Origin of the sequence: Cupriavidus pampae, assembly GCF_914271485.1 — a bacterium.
GTDB lineage: Bacteria > Pseudomonadota > Gammaproteobacteria > Burkholderiales > Burkholderiaceae > Cupriavidus > Cupriavidus pampae.
On record NZ_CAJZAG010000003.1, the window covers coordinates 360,186 to 384,761 of the forward strand.

The window sequence follows — 24,576 nt, forward strand, 5'->3', positions numbered from 1 at the left end:
TCTCCCCTCTCCCTCGGGGAGAGGGGCCGGGGGAGAGGGTCCACGCCCTATTCAAATGCCGCCGCAGCGCGCCCTAACCGATCCCGCACGCCATCCCACTCGTGCCCGACCGGCACCGGCTCGAACACCAGCCGCGCAAAGCCTTCCTTGTCGAGCCGCCGCAGCAACCGATACAACTCGCGCGCATAGGCTTCAGGTGTGGCAGGCGCTGCCACGAACGCGCAGCGCGTATCGGCGCCAGCCGGTGCCACGCGCCCGACGAACGCCAGGCGCCCATCGGTGGGCAGTGACGCCACATATGCGGGCAGTGCGGAGGCATCCGCCAACACCAACGCCGTCCGCGGCGCGTAATGCGCGCGCAACGTCCCCGAAGCCCGCGGTGCGGCCTCATCCGGCAACGACAGTGCGACACCCAGCACCGCCTCCATCATCGCCGGCGTAATCGCGCCGGGCCGCAACAACACCGGCCCAACGCCCTGCTCCAGCCGCGACAGATCGACGATCGTTGACTCGATGCCAACATCGACCCCATCGCCCTCGACCACATACACCGCATCGCCAAACTCATCCCGCACGTGCTGCGCGGTAGTCGGACTCACCTGCCCGAACTTGTTGGCCGACGGCGCCGCAATCCCACCGCGGCCGCGACGAAACCGCGACAACAGCGCCTGCGCCACCGGATGCGAGGGACAACGCAAACCCAGACTGTCCTGCCCGCCCGCCACCGCCGCGGGAATATGCGCGGCGCGCTTGAGAATCAGCGTCAACGGCCCCGGCCAGAACGCATCAATCAGCTTCTGCGCGGCCTCGGGCACGGTATCGGCCCAGTAGCCGACATCGCCCCCATCGACCACATGCACGATCACCGGATGATTCGACGGACGACCCTTGGCTGCAAAGATGCGCGCAACAGCCTCCGGATTTTCAGCATCGGCACCGAGGCCATAAACGGTCTCGGTCGGAAACGCGACGAGCTGACCCGCTTCGAGCAGGCGAACCGCCTCGTCGAGCTCAGCGGCCGTGGGCATGCGTGAGGACATAAACGACTCAGAGCGGAATATGCAGCGCCTCGGCTGCGGCGACGAACGCCGCGTCGGCGGCACCCGCAGCATCGCCGATGCAGTTCACATGGCCCATCTTGCGCGCGGGCCGCGCATCGCTCTTGCCGTAGAGATGCAGCTTGGCACCCGGCTGGGCCATGACTTCATCCCACGCCGGCGTACGCTCGAGCCCAAACTCGAACCACGCATCGCCCAGCAGATTCAGCATCTTGCCGGCCGAATGCTGACGCGTGTTGCCCAGCGGCATACGCGCCATCGCGCGCACCTGTTGTTCGAACTGGCTGGTCTCGCACGCATCCATCGTGATGTGCCCCGAGTTGTGCGGGCGCGGTGCCATTTCATTGGCCACCAGCGACCCATCGGTCAGCACGAAGAACTCGATGCACAGCACGCCAACGTAGCCCATCTCGGTCGCCACGATCGCTGCCGCGGCACGCGCGCGATTGGCGATATCGTCGGACACGCTCGACGACGGCATCGTGGTCGAAAACAAAATGCCATCGCGATGCACGTTCTCGGCCAGCGGCCACGTCGCGGTGCTGCCATCCGCGGCACGCGCTGCCAGCACCGACACTTCGTATGCCAGCGGCAACATCTGCTCAAGCACGCACGGCACATGCTGCATCGCACGCCACGCGGCACGCACATCCTCGCGCGTCTTCACGCGCGCCTGGCCCTTGCCGTCATAGCCCATGCGCGCGGTCTTCAGAATGCCCGGCAGCAGCAGCTCAGGCAGCTGATCCACATCGGCATCGTGCTGAATGACCCAGTGCGGCGCGGTGGGCACGCCCGTGCGCTCGGCACATGCGGCAAAGAACTTCTTCTCGCCAATGCGGTTCTGCGCGATCGACACGCAATAGCCGCGCGGCGCCACGAACGAGCCCAGCTGCTCGAGCCGATCCAGCGACATCGACGGCACGTTCTCGAACTCGGTGCTCACGGCCTGGCACAGCCTGGCCATCTCGGCCAAAGCGGCCTCGTCGGTGTACTGCGCGCAGATATGCCGATCGGCCACGGTGCCTGCGGGGCTGTCCTGATCAGGATCGAGCACGCAGACGCGATATCCCATCGACTGCGCCGCGTGCGTGAACATGCGGCCCAGTTGCCCGCCGCCGAGCATGCCAAGCCAGGCGCCCGGCAGGATCGGCGCGCCGGGATTGTCGACGCCGAACTCGGCGCGCGACTCGGGCGTGTGGGCTTCGGACAGAAAGGGATGGATATCGGTCGGCATGCGTGAAACGTGAAAGAGCAAAAAGGGAAAAACAGTGAGGCGGTAAAGAGAAACACCGCATCGAGATGTCACACTCGGCGGCGTCTCAGGCTCCTCAGACCGGCAACTTCATCGCGCGCGCCGCTTCGGTCTGCTTCGCGCGGAACGCCTCGAGCGCGTCGGCCAGCGCCGCATCCGTGGTCGCGAGCGTGGCAATCGCATGCAGCGCCGCATTGGCCGCGCCGGCTTCGCCGATCGCGAAAGTTGCCACAGGCACGCCCTTCGGCATCTGCACGATCGACAGCAGCGAATCCTCGCCGCGCAAATACTTCGACGGCACCGGCACGCCAAACACCGGCACGATCGTCTTGGCCGCGATCATGCCCGGCAGATGCGCGGCACCGCCGGCACCGGCGATGATCGCGCGAAGGCCGCGCGCGCGCGCGGTCTCGGCATATTCGAACATGTCATCGGCCATGCGGTGCGCCGAGACGACCCGTGCCTCGAACGGCACGCCAAAATCCTTGAGCATGGCCACGGCATGCTGCATCACGTCCCAGTCGGAACTGCTGCCCATGACTACACCTACGACCGCACCGCCCACAGCCTTGTTTGCTTCGTTGCTCATCTTGCGATCCGTCGTCGATTACAGCAGCGCTTCGCCGGTCAGGCGCGTCAACGCCTCCTTGTACTTGTCGGCGGTCTTCTGCACGACGTCGTCTGGCAGCTTCGGCGCCGGCGCGGTCTTCGGCCACGGCTTGCCATCGATGCGCACGGCCTCCAGCCAGTCGCGCACGAACTGCTTGTCGAACGACGGCGGGTTGGTGCCTACCTGATACGAATCGGCTGGCCAGAAGCGCGACGAATCGGCGGTCAGCACCTCGTCCATCAGCGTCAGCGTGCCGTCCTCGTCCAGACCGAATTCGAACTTGGTGTCGGCGATGATGATGCCACGCGTGGCCGCGAACTCGGCCGCTTCCTTGTACAGGCGAATCGAAATGTCACGCATCTTCGCGGCCAGCTCCTTGCCGACACGTTGCTCGCATTCCTCGAACGAGATGTTCTCGTCGTGCTCGCCCATCTCGGCCTTGGCCGCGGGCGTGAAGATCGGCTCGGGCAGCTTCTGCGCGTTCTGCAGGCCGGCCGGCAATGCGATACCGCACACCTTGCCAGTGGCCTGGTAATCCTTCCAGCCGCTGCCGGCGAGGTAGCCGCGCACCACCGCCTCGACGAGGATCGGCTTCAGACGCTTGACCACCACCGCGCGGCCTTGCACCTGCGCCACTTCATTGGGTGCCACCACGCTCTCGGCGGTCACGCCGGTCTCGTGATTCGGCACGATATGCGCCAGGCGCTTGAACCAGAAGTTGGCCATCTGGTTCAGCACGCGGCCCTTGGCCGGAATCGGCTCTCCCATGATCACATCGAACGCGGACAGGCGGTCCGTGGTGACGATGAGCAGCTTGTCGTCGCCGACGGCATAGTTGTCGCGAACCTTGCCGCGGCCAAGCAGCGGCAGGGATTGGATGGAGGAATCGTAGAGAGCGTCGGACATGGTGGGCAGGACTAAAAACGGTACTGGAATCCCCCTCCCCTGAGGGAGAGGGAGCAACGACAGGTTATTGCACGACTTGCGCGAGCTTGCCGGACTTGTACTGCTGGGCGATGTCGGTCAGCGACACGGCCTTGATCTTGCTGGCCTGGCCTTCGCAGCCAAACGCGATGTAACGCGCCTTGCAAACCAGCTTGGCGGCTTCGCGCGCGGGCTTCAGGTACTCACGCGGGTCGAACTTGCTCGGGTTCTCGGCAAAGAAGCGACGGATCGCGCCGGTCATCGCCAGACGGATATCGGTATCGATATTGATCTTGCGCACACCGTACTTGATGGCTTCCTGGATCTCTTCCACCGGCACGCCGTACGTTTCCTTCATGTCGCCACCGAACTTGCGGATTTCCTCGAGCAGTTCCTGCGGCACCGACGACGAACCGTGCATCACCAGGTGGGTGTTCGGAATGCGCGCGTGGATTTCCTTGATGCGGCTGATCGCGAGGATGTCGCCGGTCGGCTTGCGCGTGAACTTGTACGCGCCGTGCGAGGTACCGATCGCGATGGCCAGCGCGTCCAGTTGCGTGGCCTTGACGAAATCGGCGGCCTGCTCGGGATCGGTCAGCAGCATCGAATGATCGAGCTTGCCTTCGGCGCCGATACCGTCTTCCTCGCCCGCTTCACCGGTTTCCAGCGAGCCCAGGCAGCCCAGTTCGCCTTCGACGGTCACGCCAACAGCGTGGGCCAGTTGCACGACCTTGCGCGTCACGTCGACGTTGTACTCGTAGTCGGCCGGCGTCTTGCCGTCTTCGCGCAGCGAGCCATCCATCATCACGGACGAGAAATCGCTGTCGATCGCAGCCTGGCAGATTGCCGGCGACTGGCCGTGATCCTGGTGCATCACCACGGGGATATGCGGATACGCTTCCACCGCGGCTTCGATCAGGTGGCGCAGGAAGTGCTCGCCCGCATATTTGCGCGCGCCAGCCGATGCCTGCATGATCACCGGAGCGTTGACCTCGTCGGCGGCCTGCATGATGGCCTGAACCTGCTCGAGGTTATTGACGTTGAACGCGGGCAGACCGTAGCCGTTCTCGGCGGCGTGGTCCAGCAGCTGGCGCATGGAAACGAGTGGCATCTCAAACTCCTGAATAAAAAGACTGTTTCTGTATTCTGTCCGGCGCGGCTCACGCGCGCTGTCGGTCAACTGCCTACGCGCACGATTTTCAAAGTATTGGTACCGCCCGGCTGGCCCATCGGCTCGCCCACCGTCAGCACGATGAAGTCGCCCCGCTGCACCACGCCCTGCGCCAGCAACAGCGCTTCAGCCTGTTCCAGCGCGACATCGCGGTCCGTGCTCGCCTCCAGCGGCAGCGGCACCACGTTGCGGTACAGCTGCATCTTGCGCTGCGAGGCCAGGTTCGGCGTCATCGCGTAGATCGGCACGTGAATGCGGTGGCGGCTCATCCACAGCGCGGTGGCACCGGAATCGGTCAGCGCGGCAATGGCCTTCACTCCAAGATGATAGGCGGTGAACAGCGCACCCATGGCAATCGACTGATCGATGCGAGAGAACGTCTGGTTCAGGAAGTCGGTATCCAGCTGGACCACCTCTGACTTCTCGGCCTCCAGGCAGATCGCGGCCATCGCTTCGACGGTCTCCACCGGGTAGCGACCGGCGGCGGTTTCCGCCGACGTCATCACCGCGTCGGTGCCGTCCAGCACCGCATTGGCCACGTCCGACACCTCGGCCCGCGTCGGCACCGGATTGACGATCATGCTTTCCATCATCTGCGTAGCCGTGATGGTCAGCTTGTTGGCCTCGCGCGCGAGCCGGATCATGCGCTTCTGCAGCGCCGGCACCGCGGCATTGCCCACTTCCACGGCCAGGTCGCCACGCGCGACCATGATGCCGTCGGACGCCTGCAGGATTTCTTCCAGCACGCCCGGTCGAATCGCTTCCGCACGCTCGATCTTGGCGATCATGCGCGTCTTGTGGCCGTGCGGCTGGCCGGCCACGGCCGCCAGCTGGCGCGCCATTTCCATGTCGGTGGCGTTCTTCGGAAAGCTCACCGCAACATAATCCGCGCCGAGCGCCATGGCGGTCTTGATGTCCTCCATGTCCTTCGCGGTCAGCGCCGGCGCCGACAGCCCGCCACCCTGACGGTTGATGCCCTTGTTGTTCGACAGGTCGCCACCGATGCGCACGGTGGTGAAGATCTCCGTACCGATCACGCGATCGACCACCAGCACGATCAGGCCGTCGTTGAGCAGCAGCACGTCGCCGGGACCGACGTCGCGCGGCAGGTCACGGTAGTCCAGCCCCACGCGCTCCTGATTGCCGATCTCGCACGTCGCGTCGAGGACAAAGGGGTCGCCCGGCTTCAGCGTGACCTTGCCGTGCTCGAACTTGCCGACCCGAATCTTCGGGCCCTGCAGGTCGCACATGATGGCCACTTCGCGCGAGCACGCCCGCGCGGCCTCGCGCACGAGCGCGGCGCGGTCGATATGATCCTGCGCGGTGCCATGCGAAAAATTCAGGCGTACCACGTCGACGCCGGCGGCGATCATGCGTGTCAGCATCTCGAGCGTGCTCGAGGCCGGGCCGATCGTGGCGACGATCTTGGTCATGCGGGTCATGCGGGCGACTCCTTCTCTGGGGGCGTTGGGTTATGTCGCAGCGAGTGTCGCAGTGGATCAGCCGTTCGCGCGTTGCTCCAGCACTTCGAACGCCGGCAGCTTCTTGCCCTCGAGGAACTCGAGGAACGCGCCGCCACCGGTGGAGATGTAGCCGACGCGGTCGGCAATGCCGTACTTGGCGATCGCGGCCAGCGTGTCGCCGCCGCCCGCGATCGAGAATCCCTTCGAATCGGCGATCGCGTGTGCGAGCACCTTGGTGCCGTTGCCGAACTGATCGAACTCGAACACACCGACCGGACCGTTCCAGACGATCGTGCCGGCAGCCTTGAGCTGGTCCGCCAGTTGCGCGGCGGTCTTCGGCCCGATGTCGAGGATCATGTCGTCATCGGCCACGTCCTTGACGTCCTTGACCGTGGCGGTGGCCGTAGCGCTGAATTCCTTCGCGCAGACCACGTCGACCGGAATCGGCACCGAGGCGCCACGCGCGGCCATCATGTCGATGATGGCTTTCGCATCGCCCACGAGGTCGGCCTCGGCCAGCGACTTGCCGATCTTGTGGCCGGCGGCCAGCAGGAACGTGTTGGCGATACCGCCGCCGACGATCAGCTGGTCGACCTTGTCGGCCAGCGTCTTGAGGATGGTCAGCTTGGTGGAAACCTTGGAGCCGGCGACGATGGCCACCAGCGGACGGGCCGGCTGGCCCAGCGCGCGGCCCAGCGCGCGGCCCAGCGCGTCGATCTCGGCCGCCAGCAGCGGGCCCGCGCATGCCACCGGCGCGAACTTCGCGATGCCGTGCGTGGTGGCCTCGGCGCGGTGCGCGGTGCCGAATGCATCGTTCACATAGACGTCGCACAGGCGCGCCATCTTCTGCGCCAGCTCGTCGCTGTTCTTCTTCTCGCCCTTGTTGACGCGGCAGTTCTCCAGCAGCACCACCTGGCCCGGCGCCACCTGCACGCCATCGACCCAGTTCTGCACCAGCGGCACGGGCTTGCCCAGCAACTCGGACAGGCGCGTGGCAATCGGCGCGAGGGAATCCGCGGGCTTGAACTCGCCTTCGGTCGGACGGCCCAGATGGGACGTGACCATCACCGCGGCACCGGCCGCGAGGCAGGCCTCGATTGCCGGCACGGACGCGCGAATGCGGGTGTCCTCGGTGATATGGCCTGCGTCATCCTGCGGCACATTCAGGTCGGCGCGGATAAACACCCGTTTGCCGGACAGTTTGCCTTGGGAAATGAGATCGGAAAGACGCAGGACAGAGGTCATGGCGATATACGTAGATAAGAGCGAGCGACGGCAAAGACGATGGCGTCGCGGGACAAGTCGGGGAAACCGGCATTTTACCTGATCGCCGTTGCGGAATTGCGCGTTTGCCGGGTGGGCCACCGAACGGTCAAGCAGAAACGACCATGAGCAACAGCAGCTACAGATTCGTCAGTTCGTGGCATTTCTGCGATATCCCCACCGAAGCGGGGTGCAGGCCAGTGCCCTATTCCGGCGCAGTTCTAGTACTGTAGCGAGAAATGTATTCATAACGTCTGCAATGTCAGACAACCGGGATGCTATTCGGTAAATAAAGCGTGCGCGCTCACGAGGCGCCACCGAAAAAAGCAACTACAACAAATACCGCAGGGACCCATACCGCTGCGGTAATGGTCGCGAATGCTGGGGATGAATGATGACTGCACTGCCTCGAAACGGGTACCCACGTCGTACCCGCATTTGTCTTGGCCCTCTCCCTTTTTCCATACGCCTGCTGGGTCGTAGCGGGCATTGATCATGTCCGCCGATCGGGGCCGTCCCGTGGCCATCCGGCCTGGGACGGCGCGTAAGCATTCGTGCAGCAAACGGTACCGGGGAGATGGTCATGCATGAGACGATTCGTGGTCTCTATGAGGGGATGCTCGACCGCGCCGCATGGCGCCGCAGCCTGGCCTCGCTCTGCGAAAAGAGCGGCAGTGTGCAGGCCTCGATCTATGTCATCGAGCTTGGCGACGGGCCCGCGCGCGTGGAAGAGATTGCGCACACCACCAGCATCGGCACCGAGCGCGCCGGCCTGGCGCGCGATCCACGCGCGGTACTCGCCGGCCCGCTGGTGGTCGGCCAGTGGCAGGTGACTCTGCGACGCGTGGCCGGCATCGCCGACGGCTTTGGCAACCTGCCGCCGCTGCCGACCATGACCTGCCTCGTCGACCGCAGTCCGCGCCGCGAGATCTACCTGACCCTGCAGCGAAGACCCGATCAGATACCGTATGACAACACCGATGCACAGGCACTCGACTGGGTCGTGCCGCATTTGCGTCAGGCCATGGCGTTATGCCAGCGCGCGCAGGCGGAGGCCCTCGCGCTACGGGCTTCCATCGATGTGATCGCGCGTCTGCAGTACGCGGTGCTGGTGGCACGCGCCAATGGCACGCTGATCGTGGCCAACACCGCCGGCGAAGCCTGGGCGCGGCGGCTGCTGCCGCAGGAACCCAACGGCCTGTTTGTGAACGGCCTCGGCACGCAGTTGTCGCAAGGGTGGCGGCTGTCGCGATCCCTGCCGGAAGTGCTGCGGCTGGTCTGCGATACCAACGCGCCGCCGCAGGCGATTCACGCGCGCGGTAGCGAGGGGCGGACCGCGCAAATCGTGATCGTGCCAATGCGGCCAGGCGGCGAAACGACCGCGGCGCTGGTGGCCATCCATGAGAATCGCGGCGCGCCGCTGACGATGAACACGATCTTGCGCGATCTCTACGCGCTGACGCCAGCGGAGTCCCGGCTGGCCTCGCTGATGATGACGGGCATCGGCTTGCCCGAGGCGTGCACGCAGCTCGGCGTCAAGCGCGAGACCAGCCGCACGCAACTCAAGTCGATCTTCACGAAGACCGGCACGGGCACACAGGCCCAGCTGGCGCACCTGCTCACGCGTATCGGCAGCGTGCTGTCGGGACCGCCGGGGTCTGCCTGATGGGAGCTTTCGCGGCGACCAGCGTCAGCCGATAAACCGCAGCGCCGTGTACACGGCCATGCCCACCAGGATCATCCCAACCATGCGGCGCGTGGCCAGGTAGAACAGCGTGGCGGCAATGCCGGCCATCATGCGGTCGTTGAGCGGCGAGACCGTGAAGTGTCCCTCGAATGTGAGGAAGTCCGGCAGGATGATCGCCGCGAGCGCGGCCGCGGGCGCATAGCGCAGCGCGCGCTGGATGCGGTCCGGCAGCGTCACGCGTTCGCCGGCCATCAGGAACAGCGCGCGCGTGACGATCGTCACCACGGCCATGCCGGCCAGCGCGATCCAGATCTCGGTGTGCGAGAGCGGGGTTGCTTGCAGCAGGCTCATCGCGACTCTCCCGATTTGCCGACGCCACCGACACCGCCCTTGCTCACCCGATTGCGGGCCCGGATCGCGCGGAGCGTGGCACGGTTCGCGAGTTCGTCGCTGGCCATGCCCGCGGCAATCGCGCCGACCACGGCCACCACGAGACTGAGCCGGTACGGCAGGTCGAAGAACAGGAGCGCGAGCACCGAGGACACCACCACCGCCAGCATCGTCGAGCGCGACGTGATGGTCGCGATCATCACCGGAATCAGCGCCATGGTGCCGGCGAGGCCGAGCCCCCAGCTATCGGGGAACAGGCTCGCGAGCAGGATGCCGACGATCGACGACACCTGCCACATCGTGAAGTTGGTCAGCGCCATGCCCCAGAAGAAGCCTTCCTTGCCCGGCGTGTAACCGATCTGGTTGCCATAGCGCTGCATGAAGTAGACAAAGTGCAGGTCCCCGTTGAACGATCCCATGATCGTGCGGCGGAACAGCGGCATGTAGCTGAAGTGCGGCTGCAGCGCCGCGCTGAAGATCACGAAGCGCAGGTTCACCACCGCCGCGGTCAGCCACACGGTCCAGATCGGCAGACCCGCCGCGAACAGCGGCAGCGCGGCCAGTTGCGCGGAGCCCGCATAGACCAGCAGCGACATGCCGATGGCCTCGGGCACTGTCAGCACCGACTTGCTCATGGCCACGCCGGTCACGAGCCCCCATGAGAACACTGCGGGGAGCGACGGCGCGAAATAGCGCGCGCCTTCGAGGAAGCCCGTGCGTTCAGCCTCGGCAAAGCGATGCCAGAGGCGCAGCCACATGGACCACACGGGGGACGACAGTCGGGGCGTCATGTCAGGGGTATGGAAGAAAAGCCGGGGCGGTCTGGGACATGCCCGCCTGCGGGCGCCGGCACCGCGTCTTGCCGCGCGGTGTCTGGCTCAATGGTCAGGAAAGCCCCATTATAGGGTCGCCGCCACGCTGGTAAGCACGCGCTTAACAACTATTTGGCGACTGTTGTAGCGCGGCTGCGTGAGCGCTCTACTGCCGTAGCAGACCCACGAGTTCGTCGATATCTGGCAAGGCAGCGTCGAGGCCGGTTGCTTCGCCCGCGCTGGCATCGAGCACGCTGTCGGCCAGCGCGCGCTTGCCCTGATGCAATTCGACAATGCGCTCTTCGATCGTGCCCGCGGCGATCAAGCGGTAGACCGTGACCGGGCGCTGCTGGCCGATGCGATGCGCGCGGCCCATGGCCTGATCCTCGGCAGCCGGGTTCCACCATGGGTCGGCGATCACCACGTAATCGGCCGCGGTCAGGTTCAGGCCGAAGCCGCCGGCCTTGAGGCTGATCAGGAAGGCGTCGCCCTCGCCCGTCTGGAATGCCGCCACACGCCGCGTACGCTCCGCGGCAGGGGTGCTGCCGTCGAGGGTCAGGCTCGTGAGCCCGGCTTCGTCAAGCGCGCGGCCGAGCACGCCGAGGAAGTCGACGAACTGGCTGAACACGAGCGTGCGATGGCCGTTGGCGGCCAGCGTCACCATCAGTTCGGCAAACGCGCGGACTTTGGCACCCGGCTGCGCCACCTCGGGCGTGGCGAGGCGCGGGTCGCAGGCCGCGCGGCGCAGCCGCATGAGCTGCGCCAGTACATGGATGCGGGCTTCCGCCTCGGTGGCCGGGCGCGCGGCCGGAATGCCCTTCTTGCTCTTTTTGCTCACGGCCGGGCGCAACAAGGCGCGTTCAGCTTCAGACAGTGCCTGCCGGCGCAACGCTTCGTAGTGCGCGGCCTCCACCGGCTCCGGCTCCACGCGGATCACGAGCTCGGTGCGCGGTGGCAGTTCGTCGAGCACCTGCGCCTTGGTCCGGCGCAGCACGAACGGCGCGATCATGCGCCGCAGGCGCACGCGCGGCTCGCGCGCGCCGCCGCGCTCGATCGGGTTGGCGAAATGCTCGTTGAAGCGCGCCATCGAGCCGAGCAGCCCCGGCACGCAGAAGCGCATCACGGCCCAGAGTTCGGAGAGGCGGTTCTCGACCGGCGTGCCGGACAGCGCAAGGCGCAGGTCGGCCACCAGCGCGAACATGGCGCGCGCGCGATGCGACGACGGGTTCTTGAACGACTGCGCCTCGTCGGCCACCACCGTGTGCCATGGGCGCGCGGCGAAGGCCTGCCGTGCCTGCGTGAGCAGCGTGTACGAGACGATCACGAGGTCGTGCGCGCCTGCCTGTTGCAGCACGGCTTCGCGGTCCTCCTCGGCATAGACCCGCACGCGCAGTGACGGCGCAAAGCGCCGCGCCTCGGCGGCCCAGTTGCCGCACACCGAGGTGGGCGCCACCACCAGCGCCGCGCCGCCGGACGCGCGGGCGCACAGCACCGCGAGCGCCTGCAGCGTCTTGCCGAGGCCCATGTCGTCGGCCAGGCACGCGCCAAAGCCCGCCTCGGCCAGCGACATCATCCAGCGGAAGCCGGCTTCCTGATACGGGCGCAGTTCCGCCGCGAGCGTCGGCGGCAGCGGTGCCACCTGCTCGCGCGCCGCGCGCAGCCGGCGCACGCGCGAGCGGAAATGATCGTCGGGATCGATGCCGACACCGGCCAGCACATCGTCGAGCCACGGCGCGGCCACCTGCGGCACGCGCACGCCATCGCGCACGTTTTCGGCCACGCCCGCGAGGTCGCGCAGCCGTCCGCGCAACTGGCGGGTGAGCGCGACGTAGACATCCTGCCCCATCGGCAGGAAGCGCCCCGCGTTGGCGCCGGTCCACGTGAGCAGCTTGCCGAGCTGGAGCACGAGCCCCTCGGCAACGCGCAGCTCGCCGACCAGCTTGAACCACTCGGACTGGCTTTCCACGCTGACGGCCAGCTGCGCGAGATCCGCCGGCAGCAGCCGGATTTCGCGGCCGCGCGGCCATTCGAGGTCGAGCACGCCAGGCAGGCCTGGCAGGGTCTCGATCACGGTCAGCGCGTCCTCGGCGTCGTCGAGCATCCACGTGTACTCGCCACCGGCGGGCGACTGCTGCACCAGCAACGGCAGCGCGGCGAAGACTTCCGCCACATGCGCCAGTTCGGCGTCGAGGTCGCGCTCGGTGACCAGCACTTCGCCGCCGATCCAGACACCCGGTCCGCCGGCGGCGTTGGTACCCTGCGCGCCGCCTGCCCGGCCATCCGCGGCACCGCGCCCCGCACCGGAAGCGGCGCTACCGGAAGCGCCGCCAATTGTCGCCATCAGTCGCGCGCGGCCCGCGCCGGGGGCCATGCGTGGGCCGGCCGCGCCGAGTGGTGTCACCACGAGCCGCAGGCTGATGCCACGGCCGACCGGCGCCACCTCGGCGCGCAGCCGCGACTCCGCCGCCAGCTCGCGGGCGTCGCCGGTGGCGTCGGCGTGGACCTCGAAGCGGCCGGCGAGGCCGCGCAGTGCGGCATCGAGCCGCCCGCGCTGGGCGGCGGGCACCGCGAGTCCATCCGAGATCCAGCGCGCGGCCTCCTGCTGCTCCGGCGAGAAGCGGATCACACGCAAGCGGCGCGGGCCATCCTGCACCACGGTGATCTGGCGCAGCGCCTCGGCCTGCCGGCGCGCGGCGGGTGCCAGCAACTCCTCCATCGCGGGCGCCGCACGCAGGGGCGGGGTCATGCGCAGGACAAAGCGGTCGCCCTCGCGCACGGCCTCGAGCGTCGGCACCGCCTCCACCACCTCGAGCGCCTGCGTCGGCGCGTGCGCGAACACCACACCGGGGTGTCCGACCAGCGCCATCACGGCCTCCGCCCGATCGATCACGCAGGCCGCACGCGGCCCCGCACGCCGAATCGCGGCAGCCACCCGCAGGTCCCAAGTCGGCAGCGCGTCGGCGGCCGGCTCGCTCTGGCCGGTCTGGCCGGTCTGACCTCCTTGGCCTCCTTGGCCTCCTTGGCCTCCTTGGCCTCCTTGGCCTCCTTGGCCTCCTTGGCCTCCTTGGCCTCCTTGGCGAGCAATAGTCCCACCCGGCTGACTGTGCGCGCTCCGCGCGCCAGGCCCGCGCGCGGGACCCCGCGGTGGCTCCCCCTCCGCCCGCGCGAGCACCGCCGACAGCGGCACCGGCCGTGGCCGGCCCCAGCCGCGTGTGCCCTGCACCTGCTCGAGCGGCTCGACCGTGCCCACGGCACCGTCGGCATCCACCGTCAGCGCCCAGAGCAGGCGCCGGGCCCCGCGCTCGTCGGCGGCGGGCGCAGCGCCGGCCAGCGCCTCGAGCGCGCCCAGCGCGTCGCGCCAGCGGACGTCAGCGGACGGCGCGGCGCTAGCGGTGGCGGGCGCGTCCGCCCGAGATGTATCGTCAGGCACAGGAGCGGACGCGGAAGCAGACGAAAAAGCTGCGGGCATCTGGTAATCGGGAAGGGATCGGCAAAAAGTTCGGCAGGCGGAACCTGCGATTCTAGACCGCCCACCCCCGGGACGCGTTGGCACCACCCCGCGCGCGGCTTACAATGGCGATCTTTGTGATTTATATCGGTGCTCAGGAGATAACCATGTCGATGGCGGATCGCGACGGCAAAATCTGGATGGACGGCAAGCTGATCGAGTGGCGCGATGCCAAGATCCACGTGCTCACGCACACGCTGCACTACGGTATGGGCGTTTTCGAGGGCGTACGCGCCTACAAGACGCCGGACGGTACCGCGATCTTCCGCCTGAAGGAGCACACGCGCCGCCTGTTCAATTCGGCCAAGATCTTCCAGATGGAGATGCCGTTCGACCAGCCGACGCTGGAGGCCGCGCAACGCGAAGTCGTGCGCGCCAACAATCTGGAATCCTGCTACATCCGCCCGCTGGTCTGGATCGGCTCCGAGAAGCTGGGCGTCTCCGCCCGCGGCAACACCATCCACGTGGCCATCGCCGCGTGGCCGTGGGGCGCCTACCTCGGCGAAGAAGGCCTGGAGCGCGGCATCCGCGTGAAGACCTCGTCGTTCACGCGCCACCACGTCAACGTGTCGCTGGTGCGCGCCAAGGCGAGCGGCTACTACATCAACTCGATCCTGGCCAATCAGGAAGCCACCGGCCTGGGCTACGACGAAGCGCTGCTGCTCGACACCGACGGCTACGTCAGCGAAGGCTCGGGCGAAAACGTGTTCATCGTGCGCAACGGCGTGATCTACACCCCGGACCTGGCGTCGTGCCTGGACGGCATCACGCGCGACGCCACGCTGACCATCGCGCGCGACCTCGGCATCGAGGTGCGCGAAAAGCGCATTACGCGCGACGAGATGTACTGCGCCGACGAAGCGTTCTTCACCGGCACCGCCGCCGAAGTCACGCCGATCCGCGAACTCGATGACCGCGTCATCGGCGAAGGCCGCCGCGGCCCGATCACGCAGCGCATCCAGGAAACGTTCTTCAAGGCCGTCAGCGGTACCGACGAAAAATACAAGAAGTGGCTGACGCTGGTCTGACCCCAGCCTCCGCACATCTCAAACTCACCCCTGCAACTGGCAACACCATGACCCAAACCGCCACCGTCGTCGAAATCGGCGCGGAAGACATTCCGCTGCACTGCCCCACCGGCAATACGCCCGCCTGGAACTACCACCCGCGTGTGTTCCTCGACGTGGCCGACACCGGCGAAGTCAAGTGCCCGTATTGCGGTACCGTGTACAAGCTCAAGCCCGGTACCGTGCTGAAGGGTCACCACTGATCCGCGGCCTCGTTCCGCGCCTTGCGTTTCTGGCTGGCAACCGGCATGTCCGGTTCGCCAGCTGTCGTCATTGGCGCTGCCGTCATTCATGAAGAAAGCTCTCGTCATCGCCCCCAACTGGATCGGCGACGCGTTGATGGCTCAGCCGCTGTTCTCGCTGATCAAGGCCCGTCATCCGCGTCTCGAGATCGACGCGCTCGCGCCCAAATGGGTAGCGCCGGTCCTCACGCGCATGCCCGAGATCAGCCGTGTGTTCCCGAGCGACCTCACGCACGGCAAGCTGCAGCTGTCCGCCCGCCTGATGTTCGCGCAGCAGCTGAAGAACGAAGGCTACGACATCGCCTACGTGCTGCCGAACTCGCTGAAGTCGGCGCTCATCCCGTGGCTTGCCGGCATTCCGTTGCGCATCGGCTATCGCGGCGAAGCGCGCTTCGGCATGCTCAACGTGCGGCACGCGAATCCCAAGCGCGATCAGCGCCCGCCGATGGTCGAGCACTATGCGCGACTGGCACTCAAGCCCGGCGCGCGTCTGCCCGAGGATCTGCCCGAGCCGCGTCTGCGCACCGATCCGGCGCGCATCGCCGCGACGGCCGCCCGCTTCGACATCGCGCCGCAAACCCGCGTGATCGCGTTCTGCCCGGGCGCCGAATTCGGCCCGGCCAAGCGCTGGCCCGCCGCGCATTTCGCCGAACTCGCACAAATGCTGCGCCGCTCGTTCCCGTACGCGCAGATCATCACGCTGGGTTCGGGCAAGGATGCCGAGATCGCCGCAGAGATCGTCGCGGGCGCGCCGTTCGTGCGTAATCTGTGCGGGCACACCTCGCTCGACGACGCCGTGGACCTGCTGGCGCTGTCGGAAGCCGCGGTCTGCAACGATTCGGGCCTGATGCATGTGACCGCCGCGCTGAATCGCCCGCAGGTGGCGGTGTACGGCTCGAGCGATCCCCGCCATACCCCCCCGCTGTCACAGGCAGCGAGTATCATGTGGCTTCAGCTCGAATGCAGTCCGTGCTTCAAGCGCGAGTGTCCGTTAGGACACCTGAAATGCCTGAAGGACATCGGACCCGAAATGGTGTTCGTCGAGCTCCGCCAGTTGCTAAGTCGGTCCTTACGCCCGTGAAGCCGGTCCTTACGTCCGTGGCGGTCCTGACGGCCGCGCCTTGAACCCCTGACACGCCACCATGCCACGTTTCGCCCGCCTGTTCGATTCCGCCGAAGACATCGTCGAAGCCTTTCGTGAAGCCATGAAGTTGCGCGATGCCGACGGTGCGTTGCGGCTCTGGCTCGACGAGGATTCGGTGACCTGCGTGCTGCCAGACGGCCAGCGACTGATCGGGCACGAGCATCTGCGCCAGGCCTTCACCACGCTGCTCGATTCGCAGCCAGTGCTGATCGACGCGATCGAAACCAGCAGCCATGCCTCGCTCGGCGTCTCGATCTTCGACGTGACCGAGGCGCTGCGCTTCGGCGCGGACCGCGTGGAGGCAGACCTCTACGTGCACACCACCTACGTGCTGATGCAGAACCACGAAGGCTGGCGCCTCGCCCATATCCATTGCAGCCCCGCCAACGCGGTGCAGGTGGCCACCGTCGCAGCCGCACCGGGACAGGCGCTGCACTGACGCGTCTGCCCGCCATGTCCGTTCCGCCGCTGGCCGCCACGTCGCAGGACTCCACGCAAGACACCACGCCCTCGGTCGCGCAATCGGTCGCGCAATCCGTCGCGAAACCGTCGGCGCCACTCCCCACGCAGGTCATGACACCGACCGGCCCATCGTTTGGCGATGACTTCCACACGCCGTGGTGGCTGCGCGGCGGTCATGCACAGACGATTCTCGCGGCGCGCTTCACGCGCCATGCCCGCCTGGCCTATCGGCGCGAACGCTGGGATACGCCGGACGGCGACTTTATCGATCTCGACTGGACCACGCACGCCACGCAGCCGGACGCGCCGCTCGTCGTCATGTTCCATGGCCTCGAAGGGGCTTCCGACAGCCACTACGCGCAGACGCTGATGGACGCGTTGCGCGCGCGCGGCTGGGCTGGCGTGATCCCGCATTTCCGCGGCTGCTCGGGCGAACTCAACCTCGCCCCGCGCTTCTATCATTCCGGCGATGCGGCCGAGATCCGCTGGGTGCTGCAGCGCCTGCACGCGATGGATCCCGCACGGCGTTTGCTGGCGGTGGGCATCTCGCTGGGCGGCAATGCGCTGCTGCGGTATCTAGGCGAGGATGGCTCCGCGGCCAGCTTCATAGCGGCCGCCGCGTCGGTCTCGGCGCCGCTCGACCTCGCCGCCGGTGGCGCGGCGCTCTCGCGCGGCTTCAACCTCGTCTACACGCGAATGTTCCTGCAGACGCTCAAGCGCAAGTCGCTCGCCAAGCTCGACCAGTATCCGGGCCTGTTCGACCGCGCAACAATGCTCGCGAGCCGGGACCTCTACGCATTCGACAACGTGGTCACCGCGCCGCTGCACGGCTACCGCGACACCAACGACTACTGGCAGCGCGCGGCCAGCAAGCCGATTCTTGGCGAGATCCGCGTGCCCGCGCTCGTGCTCAACGCGCGCAACGATCCATTCCTGCCCGGGCATCATCTGCCGGGTCCGGCCGACGTCAGCGGGCACGTGTTGCTCGATCAGCCCGAACAGGGCGGACACGTTGGCTTTATGACGCCACGCGCTGGCGTGCTGGGGCAGTTACCGCTGCTGCCCATCGCAGGGCATCTAGACTGGATGCCCGCACGCATTCTGCAGTTCTTCGACAGCGCGGCATAACAACAGGAGACGACGATGGATGAAATCGTCAAGCAGGCCATGGCTCGCTGGCCGAACGTGCCGAACTGCTACGGCTGGCTCGCGCTCGATCGGCGTGGCCAATGGCGCATGCGCAACGAGTACGCGCAGCAGCACGGGTTGTCGGGCGATCCGATCCGGCACGAGGCGCTGATCGCCTTTATCGAACGCAACTACCAGCGCGACAGCGAGGGCAGCTGGTTTTTCCAGAACGGACCGCAACGCGTGTTTGTTTCGCTGGGCTATACGCCGTGGGTCGTGCGACTGCACAACGGTGCGCTGCGTACCACCACCGATGTGGCGTTCGTACCGGCCGCATGCTTCGCGGACGAGCATGGCAACGTGCTGCTGACGGGTCAGGTGGATGGCGTGGCCGGCGGGCAGATCGCACTGCTGCACGACCATGACCTCGATGCGTTCGCGAGTACGAGCACGTGGCACGGCGAAGCGTGCGGCGCCGCGCTCGGCGTGTTCCATTTCGGTGGCCACGATTTCGACATCGCGCCGATCGTGGAGGAAGAGGTGGCGAAGCGGTTTGGCTTCCGTGCCACGCCAACCCCGGCATCGTGAACCAAGGCTAGTTCGGCATGCCCTTGTTGTCCTGCTTTTCCTCACGGAACTGACGCTCGAGCTGGTGCAGCCGCGCATCGACTTCCGACAGCGTGTAGAAGTCGCCATCGCCGGCCTTGCGGGCGATCTGCAACTGCTCGATCGCGGCCTGATAGGAGCCATCCATCGCGTACTTCTCCGCCAGCGCCTGATGCTGCTGCAGGCGCTTGCCCTGCGCGGCATATGCACGCGCCAGCAGATCCCACCATTCGCTGCGTGACGATTCCTCGCGCGTGCGCGAGCGGATGAACTTCACCGCGTCATCGAGCCGGCCGGCCGCCATCAGCGTGTCGGCATAATTCAACGCCACGGCATGCGCCAGCGGATAAGCGCGCAGTGACGCGGTGGCCTGGTTCAGCGCATCCTGCGGGCGCTTCTGCTGCAACGCGAGCTGGATCGCCATCACGTCGAGCATCGGGCTGCCCGAAGCCGCGCCGGGAATATTGCCGTACAGCCGCCGCGCTTCCATCAGCGCTTCTTCGGCCTTGTCGAAGCGCTGCAGCCGCTGCTCGACGAATGCCACGCCGTAATAGAGCGCGGGCAACCGAACCGGCGAGGCGCTGGCCATCTGGTTCTGGAACGCCGAGCGCGAGGCCACGAGGTCCGCGCGGTCCTTGTCCTGAATCACACGCGAGCGGACGCGCGCGAATTCATACTCGGGCGTATTGCCGACCTTGCGCGCGGTCACGTGACGCACGCGGTCCTGCATGTCGGCCAGCCGCTCCGAGGTCAGCGGGTGAGTCCGCACGTAGCTGGGGACCGAACTCTCGGCGACACCCATCACGCGCTGGAGCCGCGCGAAGAAATCGGGCATGCCCTGCGGATCGAAGCCAGCAGCGTTCATGATCTGGAAGCCCACGCGATCGGCTTCGCGCTCCGCGCCGCGCGAGAACGACAACTGGTTGGCAACGGCAGCGCCCTGCCCGCCCATCGCCAGCGCGGCAGCCGCGTCACCACTCTTGGTCGCGGCCAGGCCGGCCAGCACCATCGATGCCAGCGCGATCCACATCGACTGATCCTGGCTCGTGATGCCGCGCGCGATATGCCGCTGCAGCACGTGGCCGATTTCGTGGCCGAGCACCGAGGCGAGTTCCGACTCGGTCTCCGACTGCACCAGCAGGCCGGTATGCACGCCGATATAGCCGCCCGGCAAGGCAAACGCGTTGATCGTGCGATCGCGCACGCCGAACAGCTCGAAACCGGTGGCGAACGTGCCCGCGCCAGAGGAACCGGAGATGTTCTGGCGGCGCGCGGCCTGCACCAGTCGGTAGCCCAACGCGTTGAGGTAATCGGACAGCAGCGGATCGCTGATGTAGTCGGGGTCGCGCCGGATATCGCGCATGATGCGATCGCCGAGCCGCTTTTCCATGTCCGGCGAAAGCGACGCGCTGGACGGGTCGCCCATATCCGGCAGCTGAATACCACCGCTCTCCACGACCGGATTATTGGTGCGTAACCCGAAGTCGGACTTCTGGCCGGCGCGCACGCTACGGCTCAGATTGTCGAAGACCTGATCGCTGGCATCGCCGTCCAGCGACGACGAGCCAAAGGAAGACGTGGGGCCGATCGAGGCGGTGGTGCCACCGCCCATGCTGCCGCCGGCACCGGCCGCAGTCGCCAGCGACGGGAGCGGCGCCGGCCGAGCGGCTTGCGGGGCCGTTTGCGGCGTGGTCTGCTGGCCATTCTGCTGCCCGCTTTGTCGTCCGGACTGCTGAGTCGTCTGCGCCCAACCCGGCGCCGCCATCGTCACCGCAAGCGCCGCCGCCAGCACGCGAACGCGCAGACGCACTCCTCTGCCGTTTGTAGGCACAGGAGAACGGGCAGCGACAGCATCGGTGGCAACCGAAGCCGCGCCAGAGGCAGGAAGACCGGGGCGGGATGTGGCCCGCCGGGGCCATGGAAAATCGGGCATGTTGCTATGATAGCGGCCTGCGCTGCCCGTTCCCATCGGGCAAGCCCTTCCCGCGTTCTTCATACCGCATTTCCCTACCCACTCCCGTCATGAGCGACCTCACACACTTCGACAAAGCCGGCCAGGCGCACATGGTCGATGTCGGCAGCAAGGCCAGCACGCACCGCGTCGCGGTGGCCACCGGCACCATCACGATGGAGCCCGAAACCTTCGCGCTGGTACGCGACGGCAACGCGCGCAAGGGCGACGTACTCGGCATCGCCCGCATCGCCGCGATCATGGCCACCAAGCGCACGTCAGACCTGATCCCGCTCTGCCACCCGATCGGCCTGACCAAAGTCGCCGTGGACTTCGCCCTCGACCCACCCAGCTCAACCATCGCCTGCATCGTCCGCACCGAAACCCACGGCCAGACCGGCGTGGAAATGGAGGCCCTGACCGGCGTTCAAGTCGCCCTGCTGACGATCTACGACATGTGCAAGGCGGTGGACCGCGGCATGGTGATGGGCAATGTGCGCCTGCTGGAAAAGCACGGCGGCAAGTCGGGCGATTGGGTGGCTAACCCATCTTCTTAACTCTGCGGCGAGACCCGCTGTTTGCTCTTCTGTCACGTCTTCCCTCCCAAGCCGTGATGTGCGCTTGTCGCAACCCGCTGAATATGTTGCAGAGATTCGCGCCAGCGAGTGTCTTATCCGCGTGACGGTCACGGTACAAGGCAACAACTGCCATTGTCTGCCCCGTAATAAAGGTAACGTCACATTTCTAAAGCGGCTTGCGGTCAGCCGGCTGAGGCAAATTGGCGTTAAATACCAGACAGCGTTACCAGTTTTTCAGCAACAGTTCTTCGCGGCAGCGGCCCGGTAGTGGCCGCGCCGGCAGGCACGACACCTTGGGGTATTGATCATGAACGGGCGCAAGCTTGGCCTTATCGTTGTGGCAGTGATGGCAGCGGCGGCGACTTTCGCGAGTGGCACCGCGGAGGCGCACGGGCGCGCGCGCGTTGGCGTGGGCGTCTATGTCGGCCCCGGCTGGGGTCCCGGATGGGGCGGCTGGGGACCGGGCTGGGGTTATCCGGCCTATGGCCCGTACTACTACCCTGGCTACTATCCGCCGCCGGCCGTGGTTGCCGTGCCGACGCAACCGCCGCAATACATCGAGCAAGGTGCGGACGGTAACCCGATCGATGCACCGGCGGATCCGGACGCTGGTAGTGGTTATGGAGGGTCGGCTGGCGGTGCCGCGCCGGTTTCCGGACAGAATCAGAACCCGAATCAGTTCTGGTACCACTGCACGCGGCCAGAAGGCTACTACCCGTATGTGAAGACCTGCCCAGGCGGCTGGGAGCAGGTGCCCGCGCATCCTCCGGCCGGATCCTGAGACAGGGAGGACACGATCATGAATACGCGTTCCATTGTTTTGCTGCTGACCTCCACGCTCGCGCTTGGCGCCTGCGCGGTGCTGCCTTCGGGCCCGAGCGTGATGGCACTGCCGGGCACCGGCAAGAATTTTGATCAGTTCCGAAGCGACGACTACAACTGCCGTCAGTATGCGTTCGGGCAGGTGGGAGGTACCACGGCGCAGGACAACGCCAACGCCAGTGCGGTCGGCAGTGCGGCAATCGGTACCGCGCTGGGCGCCGCCGCCGGTGCGGCATTCGGTGGCGGCTCTGGTGCAGCGGTCGGCGCCGGTGTCGGCCTGCTGACGGGTGCCGCGGTCGGTGCGGGCAACTCGTACCAGTCGGGCTACGGCACGCAACAGCGCTACGACTCGGCGTACACGCAGTGCATGTACGCGAGCGGCAATCGCGTGCCGGTGTACGGCACCATGGCGTCGCAGATGGCTCCGCGCCGCGCGGCCGCCGTGCCGCCGCCGAACTACCAGCCGTACTACCCGCCGCCTCCGCCGCCCGGATATATGCGCTGAGGTATAAGCGCTGAGGTATAAGCGCTGAAATTCGGCCAGGTTGTTGGGAAGCGCGCCACGGCGCGCTTTTTCTTTGACGCTAGCCGCCGGACCACTGCCGCGACTTCGCGCGTATCCACGAGCAGAACTCGCGCGGCTCCGCCTCGGCTTCGCTGCCCCCATTCATCTCTTTGCAGGCACGCGCGAGCGCCGCGAACTGGGCGCGCTCGTCGCCCTGATAGTAGAAGCGCAGTCGGTCCATCCATAACCGCGCCCGATCCTGTTCGCCCGTCAGCGCGAACAGCCATGCGGTGCGCGCGATGGTCGCGGGCATCGGCAGCAGATGCAGCGAGGCAATATGCGCGGGCAACAGCGCGCGCGCATTGTCCGCGGTGATGATCGCGTCTTCGGCGGCCTGTGCGCGCGCATAGGCATCGAACCAGAATGCAGGCCTCGGCAGCGTGTCGCGCACGCCCTCCGCCGCGTACTCGCGCGTTTCCACGCGACGATAGTCCTGCCATGTGGTGACCAGCACCACGGCGCCAGCGACGCCAACCACGAGCGCGAGCGGCTTCGCCAGCCGGCCATCGCCGACGCCTGCGGTCTCGAGCCAGCCCAACATGAAGCAGACTGGCAGCAGAAAGTAGAGATAGTGCAGCGGGTACTCGAGCATCGAATGCACGGCGAACATCGCGAGCCACATCAGCAGCATCACGGTCTGCGCGCGATCATCGGCATCGCCGCGCAGCAGCCGGTTCCGCACCACGCGCCACAACCATGCCGCGATGGCCAGCAGCGCGCCAGTGGTGCCCACCACGCCGGTCTTGGCGAGCATATCGAGCACGGCGTTATGCGCGTGCAGTGCCATCTCGGGCCGTGCGCCGACCTGTGCCATCTGCTGGAACTCGGCCCAGCCGAACTCGCCATAGCCGATACCGATCCACGGATGCGCGCGGAACATCGCCAGCGCATGGGTCCATAGCGCGCTGCGGCCGGTGAGCTGACCTTCGCCTTTGATCAACGCGATCGTGTCAAACAACTGCCAGTCGAACATCTGCCCAGCGGCGCGAATCAGCGGTTGCAGGATGATGAGTAGCGCCACCATCACGATCGCCGCGACGACAAGCGCCGCGGGGCGCTGCATCACGTTGGCCTTGCCGGCGCTATATGGACGATGCCGCGCCATCGCTGCGGCAATCAACGCGTAGATCGCCGCGATACCCACGTGGACCACGCCGGTGCGCGAGCCTGACAACACGATGCCGGTCTCTAGCAGCAGCACTGCGATCAACCACGCGGGAAAGCGCAGGCCTCCGCGCGCGGCCAGCCATACCGATGCCACGAGCGCGAGACCTTGCACGGTCGCCTGGTGATTCGGCTGATTCAGGTTGCCCCACAGGCGGCGGTTGGTGGGATGGAAGTACTCGGACACCAACCCAAGCATGTCGCGTTCGAGGTGGAAGACTTGGATCCACTGGGTCAGAGTGCCGAGCAGCCCTGCCACCAGAAACGCGACCGCCAGCGCATCGACAATCGTCGCGCGTTGCACGGCGCTTTTCCCCTGCCCGGTCCACCACGCAGCGGCGATCATGACCGCCGCGAGCGCAAGCATGACCTGGGTCATGAAACGCGTGCCGGTTACGTCGGCCATGCCGCTCGCGGCCTGCAGTAGCGTGGTGGCGATCAACCACAACGGGGCCACTGCGATCCATGGGAGGAATCTGATTTTGTGTGCAACGTTGTGCGAGGCACGTTCGGAGGCTGCGGCGAACGTCAGCACGATGATCAGCGCTACGCCGAGCAGGCCTGCGGCCCATTCGCCGTAGAACGTCGCGAGGGGGAGCGTGTGCCGGGAGACCAGCAGGGGGAACGAGAAAGCAACGACGAGCGCCGCTGCGGGAAGCATGGCCCTGGATGGCGGCATAGCGCGGGCAGTGGAGGGAAAGGCGCCATG

22 protein-coding genes are annotated in these 24,576 nt (G+C 66.7%); 10 read left to right on the forward strand and 12 right to left on the reverse strand.

The genetic code is table 11. The features are described 5' to 3' along the window. Positions 1–47: 47 nt before the first annotated feature. The 7 genes from LDO41_RS09330 to LDO41_RS09360 all read right to left on the reverse strand — a co-directional run bounded on the left by LDO41_RS09330 (position 48) and on the right by LDO41_RS09360 (position 7,723). The gene (locus tag LDO41_RS09330) at positions 48–1,040 is read right to left on the reverse strand and encodes an L-threonylcarbamoyladenylate synthase (RefSeq protein WP_223985387.1); all 993 of its coding nucleotides are present in this window, start codon (positions 1,038–1,040) and stop codon (positions 48–50) included. Between the two features lie 7 nt (positions 1,041–1,047). Beyond that, the gene (locus tag LDO41_RS09335; protein WP_223985389.1) at positions 1,048–2,292 is read right to left on the reverse strand and encodes a 5-(carboxyamino)imidazole ribonucleotide synthase; all 1,245 of its coding nucleotides are present in this window, start codon (positions 2,290–2,292) and stop codon (positions 1,048–1,050) included. A 94-nt stretch (positions 2,293–2,386) separates the two neighbouring features. Beyond that, the gene (gene purE, locus LDO41_RS09340; protein ID WP_223985393.1) at positions 2,387–2,899 is read right to left on the reverse strand and encodes a 5-(carboxyamino)imidazole ribonucleotide mutase; all 513 of its coding nucleotides are present in this window, start codon (positions 2,897–2,899) and stop codon (positions 2,387–2,389) included. Positions 2,900–2,917: 18 nt separating this feature from the next. After that, positions 2,918–3,826 (reverse strand): phosphoribosylaminoimidazolesuccinocarboxamide synthase, encoded by a 909-nt coding sequence (locus tag LDO41_RS09345; protein WP_223985396.1) that lies wholly within the window; start codon positions 3,824–3,826, stop codon positions 2,918–2,920. Between the two features lie 64 nt (positions 3,827–3,890). Beyond that, positions 3,891–4,955, reverse strand: a complete 1,065-nt coding sequence (gene fba / locus LDO41_RS09350) for a class II fructose-bisphosphate aldolase (RefSeq protein ID WP_223985399.1) — start codon at positions 4,953–4,955, stop codon at positions 3,891–3,893. Positions 4,956–5,020: 65 nt separating this feature from the next. Next, the gene (pyk, locus tag LDO41_RS09355) at positions 5,021–6,457 is read right to left on the reverse strand and encodes a pyruvate kinase (RefSeq protein ID WP_223985402.1); all 1,437 of its coding nucleotides are present in this window, start codon (positions 6,455–6,457) and stop codon (positions 5,021–5,023) included. A 57-nt stretch (positions 6,458–6,514) separates the two neighbouring features. Continuing rightward, positions 6,515–7,723, reverse strand: a complete 1,209-nt coding sequence (locus LDO41_RS09360) for a phosphoglycerate kinase (RefSeq protein ID WP_223985404.1) — start codon at positions 7,721–7,723, stop codon at positions 6,515–6,517. 601 nt (positions 7,724–8,324) lie between these two features. Here LDO41_RS09360 and LDO41_RS09365 point away from each other — a divergent pair. Next, positions 8,325–9,407, forward strand: coding sequence for a helix-turn-helix transcriptional regulator (locus tag LDO41_RS09365; RefSeq protein WP_223985406.1), 1,083 nt, complete (start codon positions 8,325–8,327; stop codon positions 9,405–9,407). 24 nt (positions 9,408–9,431) lie between these two features. On the opposite strand, the gene LDO41_RS09370 is transcribed toward LDO41_RS09365, so the two are convergent. From LDO41_RS09370 to LDO41_RS09380, 3 genes are all read right to left on the reverse strand, one after another. Beyond that, positions 9,432–9,779 (reverse strand): AzlD domain-containing protein, encoded by a 348-nt coding sequence (locus LDO41_RS09370; RefSeq protein ID WP_223985411.1) that lies wholly within the window; start codon positions 9,777–9,779, stop codon positions 9,432–9,434. Next, positions 9,776–10,576 (reverse strand): AzlC family ABC transporter permease, encoded by an 801-nt coding sequence (locus LDO41_RS09375; RefSeq protein WP_223985413.1) that lies wholly within the window; start codon positions 10,574–10,576, stop codon positions 9,776–9,778. Before LDO41_RS09375 ends, LDO41_RS09370 begins: the two co-directional genes overlap by 4 nt. Positions 10,577–10,796: 220 nt before the next feature. Then, positions 10,797–14,099 (reverse strand): DEAD/DEAH box helicase, encoded by a 3,303-nt coding sequence (locus tag LDO41_RS09380; RefSeq protein ID WP_223985416.1) that lies wholly within the window; start codon positions 14,097–14,099, stop codon positions 10,797–10,799. 146 nt (positions 14,100–14,245) lie between these two features. Here LDO41_RS09380 and LDO41_RS09385 point away from each other — a divergent pair, with 146 nt between their 5' ends. The 6 genes from LDO41_RS09385 to LDO41_RS09410 all read left to right on the forward strand — a co-directional run bounded on the left by LDO41_RS09385 (position 14,246) and on the right by LDO41_RS09410 (position 18,769). Further along, positions 14,246–15,166: a branched-chain amino acid transaminase gene (locus LDO41_RS09385; RefSeq protein WP_223985418.1), complete on the forward strand. Its 921-nt coding sequence runs from the start codon at positions 14,246–14,248 to the stop codon at positions 15,164–15,166. A gap of 47 nt (positions 15,167–15,213) precedes the next feature. Then, the gene (locus tag LDO41_RS09390) at positions 15,214–15,408 is read left to right on the forward strand and encodes a zinc-finger domain-containing protein (protein ID WP_061954896.1); all 195 of its coding nucleotides are present in this window, start codon (positions 15,214–15,216) and stop codon (positions 15,406–15,408) included. An 88-nt stretch (positions 15,409–15,496) separates the two neighbouring features. After that, positions 15,497–16,528, forward strand: coding sequence for a lipopolysaccharide heptosyltransferase II (gene waaF, locus LDO41_RS09395; protein WP_223985420.1), 1,032 nt, complete (start codon positions 15,497–15,499; stop codon positions 16,526–16,528). A 61-nt stretch (positions 16,529–16,589) separates the two neighbouring features. Continuing rightward, positions 16,590–17,030: a YybH family protein gene (locus tag LDO41_RS09400; protein WP_150372732.1), complete on the forward strand. Its 441-nt coding sequence runs from the start codon at positions 16,590–16,592 to the stop codon at positions 17,028–17,030. Positions 17,031–17,164: 134 nt separating this feature from the next. Continuing rightward, on the forward strand, positions 17,165–18,181 hold the full coding sequence (locus LDO41_RS09405; RefSeq protein WP_223986969.1) for a YheT family hydrolase: 1,017 nt from the start codon (positions 17,165–17,167) through the stop codon (positions 18,179–18,181). Between the two features lie 15 nt (positions 18,182–18,196). Beyond that, positions 18,197–18,769 carry a DUF2946 family protein gene (locus tag LDO41_RS09410; RefSeq protein ID WP_223985422.1) on the forward strand — a complete coding sequence of 191 codons (573 nt, stop codon included), beginning with the start codon at positions 18,197–18,199 and terminating at the stop codon, positions 18,767–18,769. Between the two features lie 7 nt (positions 18,770–18,776). Here the strand turns inward: LDO41_RS09410 and LDO41_RS09415 are convergent, their stop codons facing one another. Beyond that, positions 18,777–20,552, reverse strand: a complete 1,776-nt coding sequence (locus LDO41_RS09415) for a beta-barrel assembly-enhancing protease (protein WP_377742207.1) — start codon at positions 20,550–20,552, stop codon at positions 18,777–18,779. 257 nt (positions 20,553–20,809) lie between these two features. Between LDO41_RS09415 and moaC the strand changes: the two genes are divergently transcribed. From moaC to LDO41_RS09430, 3 genes are all read left to right on the forward strand, one after another. Continuing rightward, entirely contained in the window at positions 20,810–21,295 is a 486-nt protein-coding gene (moaC, locus tag LDO41_RS09420) for a cyclic pyranopterin monophosphate synthase MoaC (RefSeq protein WP_223985425.1), read from the forward strand. A gap of 328 nt (positions 21,296–21,623) precedes the next feature. Continuing rightward, the gene (locus tag LDO41_RS09425) at positions 21,624–22,097 is read left to right on the forward strand and encodes a hypothetical protein (RefSeq protein WP_223985441.1); all 474 of its coding nucleotides are present in this window, start codon (positions 21,624–21,626) and stop codon (positions 22,095–22,097) included. A gap of 18 nt (positions 22,098–22,115) precedes the next feature. Further along, positions 22,116–22,643 (forward strand): YMGG-like glycine zipper-containing protein, encoded by a 528-nt coding sequence (locus tag LDO41_RS09430; RefSeq protein ID WP_223985443.1) that lies wholly within the window; start codon positions 22,116–22,118, stop codon positions 22,641–22,643. A 79-nt stretch (positions 22,644–22,722) separates the two neighbouring features. Here LDO41_RS09430 and LDO41_RS09435 read toward each other — a convergent pair whose 3' ends face one another. Further along, a complete protein-coding gene (locus tag LDO41_RS09435; RefSeq protein ID WP_223985445.1) occupies positions 22,723–24,546 on the reverse strand; it encodes a Wzy polymerase domain-containing protein in 1,824 nt (607 codons plus the stop codon). Positions 24,547–24,576: the final 30 nt, after the last annotated feature.